The organism is Paenibacillus sp. YN15, assembly GCF_003285005.1.
Classification (GTDB): Bacteria; Bacillota; Bacilli; order Paenibacillales; family NBRC-103111; genus Paenibacillus_AR.
This window is the reverse complement of sequence record NZ_QMFA01000071.1, coordinates 1-13,965: the sequence shown is the minus strand read 5'-3', so window position 1 is coordinate 13,965 and position 13,965 is coordinate 1. Positions and strand designations below refer to the sequence as shown.

Sequence of the window (13,965 nt, the reverse complement as noted above, 5' to 3'; positions counted from 1 at the left end):
GTTCGGATCAGATGAATCGAAAGATGTTGAATATGCGTGTCGCTGGAAATTTGATGCGTGGAGCCTGGGAACCCTCAAGTCCAGTTGCTTCAAAAAACCTTTATCATATACAATGGGGGATGTACAAGCGGATTGCAAAGAAGGAGATGTGGCATATGAATTGTAAAATTTCCCGCAATGCGGCCAAAAAGATTCTTGAGGAATTGGAGAAGGAAGAAAATAAAGAGCTGAAGCTGAGGGTGTACATTACCCATAAGCACGGGGATCACGCCCACTACGGCATGGATCTGGATACGCCCAAGGAAAATGATGCAGTGATTGAGACCGATAAGGGAATTGCGGTGCTTCTGGACAAAAACGAGCCGCTTTTGGACGGCATCCGCATCGACTATTTCTATGTGCCCCAGGAGGGCTTCGCCATTACCAATCCCTCCAAAGGAAATACCGGGGATCACTAATGTCCAAGAACAACATCCAAATCTGCGACAAATGCAAGCACACCCGGGTCAAAACACTTCTTCCCAAGCTGCAGAAACTGTCGCCTGATGCGGATATCAAGGTGGGCTGCAAATCCTATTGCGGCCCCTGCTCCCGCGGCGCCTTTATATTCGTCAATGGGCGGTATGTCACCGGCGCAACCGAGGACGAAGCTGTTGAAAAGGTCAAGAAATTTATTAAATAATAATAAAAAAGTCTCTGTCCGGCCGCCCCACAGGCGTCATTGGACAGGGATTTTTTTATTGGAGGGCCATGTTCATATTGACAGGCAGGAGTGATAAGGATTATCATTTGATTTATTTGGATGATAATAATTATCAATAATAGAATTGAAGCGGGAGGTTGGCGATTCATGCAATCCATCAAGCTGCCCGATTACGAGGCGATGTTTTCCGTGACAGAAAGCCGTGTTGCCAAGCCGCTGCTGGATTTTGAGTTGGCCTGTCTGGCATCCGCCGCGGGTGCGGAGGAGTTTGTGGAGGTATATGGGCCGCTGATTAAAGCGCAAAGCCCGGATGTGTGCGCCACCTATTTTGCCTCGTGGATCGGGCGGCTGTGCGCCGCTGTTGCTTATGCCATGTGGCATGACAGGCTGGATCTCCAGCTTATGCCGGAAGGAGTATTTATTCAGATGGAGGAATCTCCCCGCGGGGCGGCCATTTCCTTTCGGCTGGCTTGTTTGGAGCCTGTGCCGCTTCCTGTTGAGCCTGATGCGGAGAAGGAGCGGATACTGGAGGGGCTTGCTTCCTTTTTCGGCCAGACCATCCGGCCCGTTGTGGAGGCGGTTTCGGCGGCGGGAGGCGTTTCGCCGGGGGCTGTTTGGGCTCTGATGGGCTCAGGCCTTCATTACATGCTGGACAAGTGGCGTTCCGAGGAAACGGATATGGAAATGAAGGCCAGGCTGGAGGCTGTGGCGGATATTCTGCTTCAACGTCTGCCGCCGGAGGCCTTTGGACGGCCGGGCAATCCATTCCAGCTGAAGTTCCGGCTGACCCAAAATCTCAAGAAAGACGGGCAGGTCAGGCTGAAGCCCTCCTGCTGCTTGGCCTACAAGACCAATACCGGGCACGGCTATTGCTTTACATGCCCGAAGCTCAGCGAAGAGGAGCGGGAGGCAAGGCGGGGGGCAGCCGCCCTTGCTTAGGCGGAGCTCGGAAATTTACACGTAGCAGTGCTCTTCCTCCTCAAGCAGCGGCTCAATATGCACATGGGCATTGAAAATCCCGTGCTCCTCCAGCATTCGTTTCTCGATTTCGTCGGAGATGTCGTGGCTTTCGGCGACGCTTAATTCGGGATTGACCAGCACCACCATATCCACCAATACATTGCTGCCCAGGAATCTGGCTTTCATATCCTTGATTTCCAGCACTCCCGGTGTAGCCGCGGCTGTCCGGCGGTAAGCGTCCAGATCGTTTTCGTCGAAGCCGTCCGTCAGATTGTAGGCGGATGATTTGAAAATCTCCACTGCCGTTTTGGCGATCATTACACCAACCACCAGGGCGGCTACCGGGTCCAGCCAAGGCAGTCCCAGGTGGGAACCGATTACGCCCACAACGACCCCCAGACTGACCATGGCATCCGAAAGATTGTCCTTTGCCGCTGCCATTAACGACTCGCTGCCTGACTTGGCGGCGAGTTTTTTGTTGTAGGAATAAACCGCGTACATCACGGCCGCGGAGCCCAAAGCGGTCCAGGAGGCCCAGATGTCCGGAGTATCATAGGTTTGGGCAATCAGCGTCCGCCCGGCCTGCACCATAACCTGCAGGGACACGGTGATCATAATGAACGAAGCCACCAGGGAGCTGATGGATTCCGCCCGGAAATGGCCGTAGGCATGATCCTGATCCGGGGGCTTCCGGGAAATCTTCAAGCCCACCAGCACAGCCAGCGACAGAATAATGTCGGTGGCGTTGTTGAAGCCGTCCGCCGTCAGCGCTTCGGAGCCGGTCCAATAGCCGATGGCTGTTTTCAGCAAAGACAGCATAATATACGCGCAGATACTCACCCACGCGCCTTTTTCACTTTCTTTTAACTTTTCATAGGTTTCCAAAATGCCGACCTCCAAGTTAAACATTGAATGCATTTATCTTACCCGACAAAACTCGTGTGGGTCTAGAGAAACAGTGTTTCCACAATCGTGAAAATGTGCGCAAGGGCAAAACGTTTTTCGTCCGGAAACATCATAGTCATAATTTGGAAAGGGATGTTGTATACTAGGATCAATAGATTTTGAGATTCCGAGAACCGATGGAGGTAACCCGAGTGAACATCCAGCTGTCCAAAAAATGGCCGATTAAGCTTGCGAAAAGCCAAATCTTTACGGTTTTTTTGGCGGGAGTTGCTATTTTATCATTTTTGATGACGGTTTGGCTAGGGGGAATGCTTATGTCCGCCCCTGACGGTCTGACCGCCAGAGGCTACCGGGAGCTGAAGGCGGGAAACGGCGTCAGGCTTCACGCCGTCCGGGCATCCCCGGAGAAGATAAGCTTGAAGGCCATCGAAACCAATGTGACCGATGATCCGGAGGACGGGATGAACGGGGGATTTTTTTGGGAGGGGCAGCTTCTGAGCATTGCCGTCATTAACGACCGCCCTGTAAAAGGAGCCCCAGGCGACTACGGCTCCGGGTGGTACAATATTGACCGCCCCCGCGGAACGCTGGTATGGGATGGGGCCACAGGCGAGCTGTCGGTCCAGGTGACGGACCGGGCGGAGGAGCTTGCGGTAACCGACCGCTCCAGATACTGGGCCCAGGGAGGGGTCAGCATGGGGCTGCACAATGAGCGGTTTTGGCAGGAGCAGGCGCTTCTGGAGGAATTCCCGGTGATGGACGAAAAACGGCTGCGCTCCGCCATCGTCTATGATACGGACCGCCGGTTATGGCTGCTCTTGTCGGACGGGCCCTGCACCGGACCGGAATTCCGCGCCGCCATCAAGGAAACAGTGGCTCCGGGGAAGCTGGACGACGGTATTTTTCTGGACGGGGACGGCTCCTCCCAGCTGAAGCTGGGGCAGTTCAAGCTGCCCGGCGACAGGCGAACGGTGTATCAGATGATTACCCTTCCCGGCGGCTGACCTTAAAAAAAATGTAGGCAAGCCGCTCTTGTTCCGGTATAATGGGCAGAAATTCACCAACAACGGACCGGGAAGGGTTGTAATAATGCCGCAGCCAGCTTACGCCACATCATACATAAAACGCACTTTGAACGCCGCGCGTTCGTTCTCCAAGGAATATCATCCCATTGTGCATTCCATTCTGCTTGGCACCATTTTGGCCCGGGCGGGCTCATCCATGAGCTTGCCTTTTCTGGCTCTCTATCTGGCCAAAAATACGGACATGAATCCCGTTATGATCGGCTTCGTCAGCGGAGCGGGGGCCTTGGCCAGTATGGTCGGGGGCTTCTTCGGCGGCGCCCTGTCGGATGCTTTCGGGCGCAGGCGGGTGATGATGGGCGCTCTTTACCTGTGGGGCGCGGTTTTTATCGGGTTCGGCCTGGCCTCCGCCACCTGGATGTTCCTGGCGCTGAATCTCTTGAACGGCCTGTGCCGCTCCTTCTACGAGCCTGTCTCCCAGGCGCTTATGGCCGACCTGACGCCGCGGGAAAAGCGATTCCGCATTTTCTCCCTCCGTTATCTGTGCATCAATATCGGCGTTTCCGTGGGGCCGCTCCTGGGGGCGCTGTTCGGCATGATGTCGGGGCGGCTGCCTTTTATCATCACCGGGAGCATCTATCTGTTCTATGCCATTGTGCTGCAGCTGCTTCTAAGGCGGTTCGGCATCCGCAATATCGAAGGGGACAAAAAGGAGCAGGTGTCCATCGGTTCGGCCTGGCGGGTCATCCGCAAGGATACCGTCTTCCGCTGGTACCTGGCGGGCGGCGTCATGGGCGGCATCAGCTATTCCCAAATGGGCATCACCCTGTCCCAGTACATTGAAATCAAAGGGCTGAACGAAGGCGTCAACCTGTTTGCCTTGCTGATGAGCATCAATGCCATTGTGGTAGTGCTCCTGCAGGTGCCGCTTTCCCGCTGGATGGAAAAGCGCAAGCCCATCGTTTCCATTGCTGTGGGCAGCGCCATGTATGCGCTGGGCAATCTGGGCTATGCCGCGGCGGACGGGCGTATTCTGTTTATGGTTGCCATGGTGGTGTTTACCCTGGGAGAAATTCTGACCTTCCCGTCCACCAATCTGCTGATTGACGGTTTGGCTCCGGAAGGGCTTCGGGGCACGTATTACGGGGCGCAATCCTTTAACAATCTGGGCCAGTTTCTGGGCCCTTTCCTGGGCGGGATGATGCTGGACGCGTGGAACGGCTCGGTGCTGTTCACCCTGATGGCGGCTGTTCCCATTCTGGGCACCGGCTTTTATTCTTACGGCCAAACCCTGTTTCATCGAAAAAAATGATTACAAATTTGTAAATTTCGATACAATCGCGCGATTTTGTGGTACTCTTTTTCAGGAGACGCTTTTTGGGGTTTACTTGTTTTGAGGATTAGGAGGAAAAGAACGTGGCAAAGCGCATCAAAGGCATTTTCCGCAAGCTGCTTCAACAGCCCTGCATTCCGTTTTAAAAAAAGCTGCACTTAATACCGCGGCACAAGCTTGACAGGCCTTTCCCGAAGAAGGGCTTTTTTTGTTGGCCGGGGAAATGGCGATTCATGCCGGGAGGGGACGCGCATGTTTTTCTTCAGCAGGTTTTTTTGGCAAATGGTCCGGATGAAAAGCGGGCTTATTATTGCGTTCGGGGGCGCATTCGTCCTGGTTTGCTCTTTGTTGGCGTATTGGCTGGAACCGGATACATTCGGCAATCCGTTTAATGGATTCTGGTGGGTGATGACCACGGTAACCACCGTGGGGTACGGGGATTTTTATCCGCATACCATCCCGGGGAAATGCCTGGGGGTCGTGCTGTACGTATTCGGCATCGGCCTGATCTCCATTGCCATCAGCAAGGTGGTGGACAAGCTGTTTATCTATCAGCGCAAGAAGGAGGAGGGCAAATTGAAATATACCGGCAAGGGGCATTTTGTCATTATTGATTGGAACAGACAGGCAGAGTATACACTTGAGGAAATATTCAGCACAGACCCGGACGCGGAGACGGTGCTGATCGCCCAGCTTCCGAAAACGCCGTATCCCCATCCGCAGGTTCATTACATTCAAGGAAACCCGGTGCGGGAGGAGACTCTCGAAATGGCCAATTTGGGGGAAGCGCGGGCAGTGTTTATTTTTGCGGATGATACCATGGGTCAAGGCCCCGGAGCGCAGGTCATCACCGATCCGGCTTTTGTGGACGGGAAAACCTTGCTGGTGGCCACCGCTATCGAGCGGAATTACGCCCATGTCTATTCCATCGCCGAAATCCGCGACCGGCATAATCTGGGCAGCTTCAAGCATGTGAAAATCGACGATTTTGTGTTCGGCAATGAGACCATTTCCCATATGGCGGTCCGGTCGGCCTTCAACCCGGGAACCTCAGCCATCTTCCACCAGCTGTTGACCCGCAATAACGGGGAGGATCTGTATGAGGTGTGCAAAAAAGCCCACTGGCATACCTTCCGCCATGCCTTCGAGGACCTGCTCAACCAGGGGGCTACGCTGATATCGGATGGCGTTCATCTCAATATCAACCAGCGCCTGAATGAGCCGATCCCCGAGCATTCACGGCTGTTTGTCATTTGTACGGCAGAAGTCTACGAGAAGGTGAAGGGCTGTTAACGGCTAACCGCTCATTGGTGCTGTGCCATAGGCGCTCCCGCATAGGGGCGTCTATTCCTGTTTGTTCTTCTCCAGGGCGGCCTTCAAGGCATCGGCCAGACCGGTGTTCAGGCTGACATTGTCGCTGTATTGCTCCACTGCCTGCCGGGTGGCCCGGGCTGCCGCCTTCCGTCCGCCCTTGGCTCCGCCGCCGGCGGTTTCTTCCAGCTTCTCCACCACATTGCAGCGGCGGCATTGAAAGAACTTGCCGGCTTTGCCTTCCCGCAGCTCCATCTTCTTGTGGCATTGGGGGCAGCGGTGGTTGGTGAGCATCGGCTCGCCAGCGCGGCGGTAGCCGCATTCCCGGTCGCTGCACACCAGCATAAGCCCGCGTTTGCCCTTGATCTCCTGCAGCAGCTTGCCGCATTCAGGACATTTGCTGGTGGTGAGGTTATGGGGCTTGTACTCGGTGGAGCTGGCCACCACTTGGCCCACCAGCTGCGCCGCCTGCTTGCGGATGGAGGCAAGGAACTGCTCCATGCTGCCCTTGCCCAAGGCGATCCGCTCCAGCTCCTCCTCCCAGCGGGCGGTAAGCTCGGGGGACCGCAGCTCCGGCGAGGCCAGCTCGATCAGCTGCTTGCCCTTGCCCGTAGGCTGGAGGGCGTTGCCCTGGCGCTCGATGGTGTCGGTTTTCACCAGCTTCTCGATAATATCCGCCCGGGTGGCGGGGGTGCCCAGCTTATGCTTTTCCATGGCCGTCAGCAGGGAGGCTTCGGTATACCGGGCAGGCGGCTTGGTCTGCCGGGACAGCTCCTTGGCCTGCCTTAAGGGGAGGGAGTCCCCTTCCTTCAGTTCCGGCAGGCGCTGCTGGGCCAGCGTATCCTCCGGGGCGTTGTCCTCCTCATCCGGATCGGAGGTATCCGTCAGCCCGTAGGCCTCCTTCCAGCCCTGCTCCTTCATGATGGAGCCGACGGCATAGAACTTCTCGCCTGCCAGCTCCACGGTTACGGTAGCCTGCTGGAAAACGCAGGGGCGCAGGAACAAGGCCAGGAAGCGCCGCACGATGAGATCATACAGCTTGCGCTCCTCGTTGGACAGGGCGCTTAGATTATTGAATTGCTCCGTAGGGATGATGGCATGATGGTCGGTCACCTTGCTGTCATCCACGAAGCGTTTGGTGACGGCCAAGGGCGCCTTCAGAATCTGCCGGGCCAGGGGAGCGTATGGGCCCACGGCCACGCTTTGCAGCCTGCCTTTAAGGGTAGGCACCATATCCTGGGTTAAATGCCGGGAGTCCGTCCGGGGATAGGTGACCAGCTTATGCTGCTCGTACAGCCGCTGGAGCAGGGAGGAGGTTTGCTTGGCGGAGAAGCCGTACCGCTTGTTGGCATCCCGCTGCAGCTCCGTCAGGTCATAAGCCAACGGCTGCGGGATGCTTTTGTCCACCCGCTTCACCTGCTTCACCCGCCCGGTTTTCCCGGCCATCCGCCGGACCAAATCCTGGGCGTCTTCTCGCTTCCACAGCCGGGCTTCACCGCTCTTGTCGGCGCGCCATTGGGCCTGGAAGCTGCCGAAATCCGCCTGGACCAGCCAATAATCCACCGGCCGGAAAGCGCGGATTTCCTTGTCCCGCTCCGACAGCAGCTGCAGGGTCGGGGTTTGCACCCGGCCCGCCGCCAACTGGGCGCTGTACTTGCTGGTCAGCGCCCGGGTAACATTGAGGCCGATCAGCCAATCGGCCTCCGCCCGGCAGACGGCGGACTGGTACAGCCGGTCATAGTCCTGCCCGGGCTTCAGCCGGGCGAAGCCCTCCCGGATGGCCTGATCCGTCTGCGAGGAAATCCATAGGCGCTTGAAGGGCTTCCGCCAGCGCACCAGCTCCATGATCCAGCGGGCCACCAGCTCGCCTTCGCGGCCCGCATCCGTGGCAATAACCATCTCCGATATATCCGGTCTTTTGCACAGCTGCTCAATGGCCTTGAACTGATGGGAGCTCTCCCGGATCACCTTGAGCCTCATCTTGGGAGGAATGATAGGCAGATCCTCCAGATTCCAGGTTTTATATTTGGGATCGTAATCCTCCGGCTCCGCCAGCTCCACCAGATGTCCCAATGCCCAGGTGACTACGTATTTCGGGCCCTCCATATGGCTTTTATGCTTTTGTCCGGCTCCCAGCACCCGGGCCAATTCCTTGGCGACGCTGGGTTTTTCGGCCAATACCAATGTTTTCACAGCGCATCCTCCTTCCGGTTCCGGGGAGGCAGCGGCCCCAGATATTGATGCAGGGCGCATTCGATCCGCCCGTTGAACAGCTTCCGCTTCTTGGCGGCGGGACGGCCGAAATAATGGTCCATCTGCTTGCTGGGAGACAGCACAAAGGACGACCAGCTGGGGCTGCCTGCAGTCAGGGCTCCCAATTGCCGCAGGGCGCGCTGCACCTCCTCGGGATCGCCGATCCGCTCGCCGTAGGGCGGATTGGTGATGACGCAGCCGTAATCGCCGGTAAGCCTGGCCTTGGCCACTGGCAGGACGGCCAGTTGGATTTCGCCGGTGAGACCGGCGGCCTTTACGGCGGCTTCGGCTACGGCGATGGCGGAGGGATCAATATCGCTGCCGCCGATATGAAGCGGAGTATCATCCCTCACGGAATCGATGGCCTCGTTGCGGGCATCCTCCCACAGCTGGGTGCCGATGGCCGGCCAGGCCTCGGAGGGGAAGCTCCGCCGCAGGCCGGGAGCCAGATTCCAGCCGATCATGGCGGCTTCCACCGGAATGGTGCCCGAGCCGCAGAAGGGATCGTAGAGAGGGCGGTCCGGCGTCCAGCGGCTCAGCAGAATCATGGCGGCCGCCAGGGTTTCCTTCAGCGGCGCTTCCGTCACCAGCTTGCGGTAACCGCGTTTATGCAGGCTGGGGCCGGTGGTGTCCAGGGTAAGGGTGGCGATGTCATTGAGCAGAGACACCTCTGCCACATAGCGGGCCCCATCCTCGGGAAACCATTCCCGGTGGTAGCGTTCCTTCATTTTTTCCACCATGGCTTTTTTGACAATGCCCTGGCAGGCAGGCACGCTGGACAGCTGGGATTTGTGGGAACGGCCCTGGGCGGGAAATTCCCCGTCCTCGGGTATCCATTGATCCCAGGGCAGAGCCTTGGTGCCTTCGAACAGCTCATCAAAGGTTGTGGCCTTGAACTCGCCCATCTTGATCAGCACCCGGTCGGCGGTGCGCAGCCACAGATTGGCCCGGCAGATGGCCAATTCGTCTCCGGTGAAGGTGACCCTCCCGTTTTCGGTCATTTGGTCCTCATAGCCCAGCAGCTTCAGCTCCCGGGCGACCACAGCCTCCAGCCCCATGGGGCAGGTGGCGATTAATTGCAGTTTGGACATGGCAGCAAACTCCTCATTTCATATAAAGCGGACAACCGCTCCGTTGCTTTTCGGCGCGGCATGTCCGTATAATACCTTTTAGTATAGGCGATAACGGCTTGAATGCCAAACCGCATTCTTAGAAGAAGGCAGGCTAAACATGATGATGACCCATGAAGAAGAATATATTGAATCTCTGTACCCCTCCGATCCCCAGCTGGAGTACGTGAAGGAAACTCTGCGGGAGCTGGGGGTGCACGACATCTCCGTAGCCCCCGGCTATGGGCGCTTATTGACGCTGCTGGTGCGGCTCTGCGGGGCGAAGCACGCCCTGGAAATCGGCGCTTTGGGCGGGTACAGCGGCATTTGCATCGCCAGAGGGCTGGTGGAGGGCGGAAGCCTTTGCTCCCTGGAGCTGGAGCCGGAGTACGCGAACCTGGCCAAGCGCAATCTGGAGTTGGCGGGGCTGGGGGAGAAGGCGGAGTTCCGGACCGGGGAGGCGCTGGAGCGCATGAAGGAGCTGCAGCAGGAGGGGAGACGGTTCGACTTCATCTTTATTGATGCGGACAAGGGCAACTATCCCGATTATCTGGAAATGGCCATCGCCCTCAGCAATTCCGGGGGGGTGATCGCTGCGGATAATCTCTTCCTCCGGGGCAAAACCTTCAAGGAAACCAGCCAAGGCCGCTCGGCCACCCGGGTCCGCCTGTTCAATCAGCGGATCGCCGCGGACCCCCGGCTGGAATGCGCGGTGCTGCCGGCCTTCGACGGCATGGCTATCGCCCGGGTAAAGTGAGGCTGGCCCATTTGCAGCTTTTATATGCGAAATTTCATATCCATATGCAAGGTGATAGGGGCGGGCCCTGACTCGACTGTTCCGATCCTGCCCTTGGCCGCGCAATTCCTGCTTTTTCTTTTGCGCCAAAACATGTATCATGGAAGCGGAGCAACTTGCATACAAGTTGGACACTATCATTTTGCAATCGATTTCCCGATAGGAGGCAGACAATGGTACAGAAAAGCGATGGAATGAATTATGCGCCCAAAGGCAAGCCCAATGCGGTGGTGAAGCCGGGAGAATTCGTATTTGCCGCTGTGGCGCTGGATCACGGGCATATCTACGGCATGACTAACGGGCTGTTGGAAGCGGGAGCCACTCTCAAATGGGTGTATGACCGGGACCCGGCCAAGGCGGCTGCATACGCCGCTAAATATCCTCAGGCGAAGATTGCCGCTTCCGAGGAAGAGGTGCTGCAGGACCCTGAGGTCCGCCTGATCGCCGGCGCTGCGGTTCCTTCCGAGCGCTGCGCCCTGGGGCTGCGGGCCATGGACGCAGGCAAGGATTATTTTACCGACAAGGCGCCTTTCACCACACTGGAGCAGTTGGAGTCCGCCAAGCAAAAGGTGAAGGAAACCGGCAGAAAATACATGGTGTATTTCAGCGAGCGGCTTCATGTGGAAGCGGCTATCTATGCCGGCCAGCTGATTGAGCAGGGCGCCATCGGCAAGGTGGTCCAGGTGATCGGATTCGGTCCCCACCGTTTGAGCGCGCCGAGCCGTCCCGAGTGGTTTTTCAAAAAGGCAAACTACTGCGGCATTCTGGGGGACATCGGCAGCCACCAAATCGAGCAGTTCCTGTTCTACGCAGGCTGCAAGGACGCCAAGGTTCTGCATTCCAAGGTAGCCAATTACAATAACCCCGAATATCCCGAGCTGGAGGATTTCGGCGACGCGACCCTACTTGGGGACAATGGGGCGACCCAGTATTTCCGGGTGGACTGGCTGACTCCGGACGGCTTGGGCACCTGGGGTGACGGACGGACCACCATTCTCGGCACGGATGGCTATATCGAGCTGCGCAAGTACATTGACGTTGCCCGCGACAAATCCGGAGACCACGTGTATCTGGTGAATCATACGGGAGAGCATCATTTTGAGGTAAGCGGACAGGTGGGCTTCCCGTTCTTCGGCGAGCTGATTCTGGACTGCATCAACCGGACGGAAAAGGCCATGACCCAGGAGCATGCCTTCAAGGCTGCGGAGCTGTGCCTCAAGGCTCAGGAGCAGGCCATCGTCATTCAATAATCCCCATGCGAAAATGCAGCGCAAAAAAAGGGCGGCGGACTTGAGTTGGGTCCGGCCGTCCTTATTCTTGTCCGCCCTGCAAATATTTGCGGGCTTTGGTGACCCAATCGCCCACATAGCTGCCGGTGGCCCATTGGGCCGAAACCAGCGCTTCACCTGGCTCTAGCGGCACCTCCAGCGCCAGCTTGCTCCGCTCAATCGAGCTGTCGGGGATATACAGCGCCAGCTTCTTGTCCGTGATGACCACGGCCAGGTCCTCCAGCGGGGACACCAGAAGATCATTGCGCTTCTCCTGGAGCTGGGCATCGCGGACCCATGCAGCGTCGGACAATTTGTCATGGGAGGTCACCTGCTCCGGCAGCCGGACCGGATAAGCGTGAAGCTCAAAGCTGATTACCCGGGATTCCGGCTCATACAGGGGTTCCGCCACCTGGGCCGTCCACCTGCCGGGTTTGCGGATGATCGCCCAATTGTTGCCGCCGCTATAAGGCAGGGGGGAGCTTCCCTCCACCAGATTCACCTCAGCCGGGTTTTCGCTGCTCCAGGTAACGGAGCTGTCGCCGGCATACGCCATCCGGGCAAGAATCTGCTGCGCCCCTTCGCCAAAAATATCCTGTACGGTCACAAAACCCGCACTGGCAAAGGAGGTTGCTTGAGGCACGGCGGCTTCGTTCAGCTGGCTCAGCTTGCGGACCCACACCTTGCTCTCTCCGGCAGGCAGGCTGCCGCTCTCCCAAACCTCGCTTTCCTGCACCGATACATATTGATTTCCGGCAAACAGCAGCTTTTCCCGGAGCACAATGCTTTCGCCGGGGTCGTCAATGATAGGCCGGGAGTCTGTTTTCTTGTCGGCGGGATAAGCAACCAAATAATGGAGCTCATCCGAATCGGTGGTTACATCCTTGGTTTCGATCTTCCAAAACTTCTGGCCATAGGGCACAAGCACCCCGTCGCCCTGGGCGGCCACCTGAAGCTGCCCGTCAATCTGGGCCAGCATCAGCGTCCGGTAGCTGCTGGGACTTTGCTCCGCGGCCCCGGTTGCGGCGGCATCCGCTTCGGCGTCCTGGCGCAGGCCGATCAGCAGGCCGGATTTGACATTGAACTCCTCCATCAACCGCGTCTGCGCTGCATAGGTTTCTGGCGTGGACTGCCCAGCCGCCGAACTTGAGTCGGCGGCAAGGCCGGCATGGATTCCCCTGCCGGCTAGAAGAGAAAGCCCGCCAAAGAAATACAGGGCGCAGCCTCCCGCAACCCCGCAGAGGGCAGCGGTCGGCCACAGCCAACGGCGGCGTCTCTTTTCCCTCTGTTCCACCTGATCTTCAATTCTCCGCCGCAAATCATCGCTGAAGCCTTTGCCGCCATGAGGCCGATCGCCCAGCTTTTTTTCCCAGTCGGAGTCATTCCGGCTCAATCAGGTCACGCTCCTTCAGCTTCAGCACCCTGGCCCTGGCGTGGAATAGCCGGGATTTGACGGTGCCTTCGGATAGCTTCAGAATTTCCGCCATCTCCTTCATGGACAGCTGGTAATGGGCGTATAAGATCAGAACCTCCCGGTACTTGACGGGCAGCTCCATCACCTTCTGCCAGATGTCGTTGATGGCAAACCGTTCGATAGCCTCATGCTCGGCGGAGGGCTGAACCGCTGCGGCTGCGGTGAAAATATCCGAGCTGGTGATCCGTTTCCAGAATGAGCTGCGCTGCATGTCAAAGGCTGTATGCCGGGTGATGGCCAACAGCCAGGTCTTGATGGAGGATTCCCCCCTGAAGCTGCCCAGCTTGCGGTACACCTTCAGAAAAACCTCCTGGGTAATATCGTCGGACATGTCGGAATTGCGGCAAAGGCTAAACGCGTAATTCCATACGTCGTCCCCATATGTAGTCATCAGATCCCGCAAGGCGGTTCTGGTATCCGTCGTTTCGGCTGCTTGCTGCAAATATTCAAAATTGGCTGTTCCCGCCTCAGTGTTTACATTCATCTTTTTATGCACCCTCCTCTACCCACTTTATATAGACGCACGGGAGGCGGAAAAAGTTCATGCTTCGCCAAAATTTCTTGGGAATATAGGAATCGTAATGCAAGAAAATGTTCACTTTTCAAAGATGGTACCGGAAGGTCATTCTAAATCGTTCATTATCAAGAGGCTGTCCGAAAAGTCAAATGGGAGGAATAAATATTCAGCAAGCTACAATCTCTCCCGGAAAAAAGGCTGTCTTGAGAGCTTCAAAAATGGGAGAAATTCTAACGAATCTATGTACACTAGCGTTGCATCTACCGTCCCATGAGAGGCGTTCTCAATAGCCGAACCAAATAGACCAAATATT

At 57.0% G+C, this 13,965-nt stretch carries 13 protein-coding genes; 8 read left to right on the top strand and 5 right to left on the bottom strand.

Going from position 1 to position 13,965, the window contains the following annotated elements:
• Positions 1-155: 155 nt before the first annotated feature.
• The 3 genes from DQG13_RS29720 to DQG13_RS29710 all read left to right on the top strand — a co-directional run bounded on the left by DQG13_RS29720 (position 156) and on the right by DQG13_RS29710 (position 1,642).
• The gene (locus DQG13_RS29720) at positions 156-458 is read left to right on the top strand and encodes an iron-sulfur cluster assembly accessory protein (RefSeq protein ID WP_113023822.1); all 303 of its coding nucleotides are present in this window, start codon (positions 156-158) and stop codon (positions 456-458) included.
• Positions 458-682 (top strand): YuzB family protein, encoded by a 225-nt coding sequence (locus tag DQG13_RS29715; protein ID WP_113023821.1) that lies wholly within the window; start codon positions 458-460, stop codon positions 680-682. Before DQG13_RS29720 ends, DQG13_RS29715 begins: the two co-directional genes overlap by 1 nt.
• A gap of 168 nt (positions 683-850) precedes the next feature.
• On the top strand, positions 851-1,642 hold the full coding sequence (locus tag DQG13_RS29710) for an IucA/IucC family C-terminal-domain containing protein (RefSeq protein WP_181593092.1): 792 nt from the start codon (positions 851-853) through the stop codon (positions 1,640-1,642).
• 15 nt (positions 1,643-1,657) lie between these two features.
• Here the strand turns inward: DQG13_RS29710 and DQG13_RS29705 are convergent, their stop codons facing one another.
• The gene (locus tag DQG13_RS29705; protein ID WP_113023824.1) at positions 1,658-2,548 is read right to left on the bottom strand and encodes a cation diffusion facilitator family transporter; all 891 of its coding nucleotides are present in this window, start codon (positions 2,546-2,548) and stop codon (positions 1,658-1,660) included.
• A 212-nt stretch (positions 2,549-2,760) separates the two neighbouring features.
• On the opposite strand from DQG13_RS29705, the gene DQG13_RS29700 reads away from it, so the two are divergent.
• From DQG13_RS29700 to DQG13_RS29690, 3 genes are all read left to right on the top strand, one after another.
• Complete coding sequence (locus DQG13_RS29700; protein ID WP_258525941.1) at positions 2,761-3,573, top strand: hypothetical protein; 813 nt, start codon at positions 2,761-2,763, stop codon at positions 3,571-3,573.
• 85 nt (positions 3,574-3,658) lie between these two features.
• On the top strand, positions 3,659-4,903 hold the full coding sequence (locus DQG13_RS29695; protein WP_113023818.1) for an MDR family MFS transporter: 1,245 nt from the start codon (positions 3,659-3,661) through the stop codon (positions 4,901-4,903).
• A 273-nt stretch (positions 4,904-5,176) separates the two neighbouring features.
• Complete coding sequence (locus DQG13_RS29690) at positions 5,177-6,217, top strand: potassium channel family protein (protein WP_113023817.1); 1,041 nt, start codon at positions 5,177-5,179, stop codon at positions 6,215-6,217.
• Between the two features lie 51 nt (positions 6,218-6,268).
• On the opposite strand, the gene DQG13_RS29685 is transcribed toward DQG13_RS29690, so the two are convergent.
• Together DQG13_RS29685 and DQG13_RS29680 are read right to left on the bottom strand one after the other, a co-directional pair.
• Positions 6,269-8,428 (bottom strand): DNA topoisomerase 3, encoded by a 2,160-nt coding sequence (locus DQG13_RS29685; protein ID WP_181593091.1) that lies wholly within the window; start codon positions 8,426-8,428, stop codon positions 6,269-6,271.
• Entirely contained in the window at positions 8,425-9,579 is a 1,155-nt protein-coding gene (locus tag DQG13_RS29680) for a THUMP domain-containing class I SAM-dependent RNA methyltransferase (RefSeq protein WP_113023815.1), read from the bottom strand. Before DQG13_RS29680 ends, DQG13_RS29685 begins: the two co-directional genes overlap by 4 nt.
• Positions 9,580-9,724: 145 nt before the next feature.
• Between DQG13_RS29680 and DQG13_RS29675 the strand changes: the two genes are divergently transcribed.
• Both DQG13_RS29675 and DQG13_RS29670 read left to right on the top strand, forming a co-directional pair.
• Positions 9,725-10,354 (top strand): O-methyltransferase, encoded by a 630-nt coding sequence (locus tag DQG13_RS29675; RefSeq protein ID WP_113023823.1) that lies wholly within the window; start codon positions 9,725-9,727, stop codon positions 10,352-10,354.
• A gap of 212 nt (positions 10,355-10,566) precedes the next feature.
• The gene (locus DQG13_RS29670; protein ID WP_113023814.1) at positions 10,567-11,643 is read left to right on the top strand and encodes a Gfo/Idh/MocA family protein; all 1,077 of its coding nucleotides are present in this window, start codon (positions 10,567-10,569) and stop codon (positions 11,641-11,643) included.
• 61 nt (positions 11,644-11,704) lie between these two features.
• Here the strand turns inward: DQG13_RS29670 and DQG13_RS29665 are convergent, their stop codons facing one another.
• The gene (locus tag DQG13_RS29665; protein WP_113023813.1) at positions 11,705-13,054 is read right to left on the bottom strand and encodes a hypothetical protein; all 1,350 of its coding nucleotides are present in this window, start codon (positions 13,052-13,054) and stop codon (positions 11,705-11,707) included.
• Entirely contained in the window at positions 13,041-13,619 is a 579-nt protein-coding gene (locus tag DQG13_RS29660; RefSeq protein WP_113023812.1) for an RNA polymerase sigma factor, read from the bottom strand. The genes DQG13_RS29665 and DQG13_RS29660 overlap by 14 nt, the downstream gene beginning before the upstream one ends.
• Positions 13,620-13,965 lie beyond the last annotated feature (346 nt).

Excerpts from the sequence above, each read along its gene's own strand:
- DQG13_RS29720 (WP_113023822.1), top strand. The coding sequence starts at position 156 with ATGAATTGTAAAATTTCCCGCAATGCGGCCAAAAAGATTCTTGAGGAA.
- DQG13_RS29715 (WP_113023821.1), top strand. The coding sequence starts at position 458 with ATGTCCAAGAACAACATCCAAATCTGCGACAAATGCAAGCACACCCGG.
- DQG13_RS29710 (WP_181593092.1), top strand. The coding sequence starts at position 851 with ATGCAATCCATCAAGCTGCCCGATTACGAGGCGATGTTTTCCGTGACA.
- DQG13_RS29695 (WP_113023818.1), top strand. The coding sequence starts at position 3,659 with ATGCCGCAGCCAGCTTACGCCACATCATACATAAAACGCACTTTGAAC.
- DQG13_RS29690 (WP_113023817.1), top strand. The coding sequence starts at position 5,177 with ATGTTTTTCTTCAGCAGGTTTTTTTGGCAAATGGTCCGGATGAAAAGC.
- DQG13_RS29680 (WP_113023815.1), bottom strand. The coding sequence starts at position 9,579 with ATGTCCAAACTGCAATTAATCGCCACCTGCCCCATGGGGCTGGAGGCT.
- DQG13_RS29675 (WP_113023823.1), top strand. The coding sequence starts at position 9,725 with ATGACCCATGAAGAAGAATATATTGAATCTCTGTACCCCTCCGATCCC.
- DQG13_RS29670 (WP_113023814.1), top strand. The coding sequence starts at position 10,567 with ATGGTACAGAAAAGCGATGGAATGAATTATGCGCCCAAAGGCAAGCCC.
- DQG13_RS29660 (WP_113023812.1), bottom strand. The coding sequence starts at position 13,619 with ATGAATGTAAACACTGAGGCGGGAACAGCCAATTTTGAATATTTGCAG.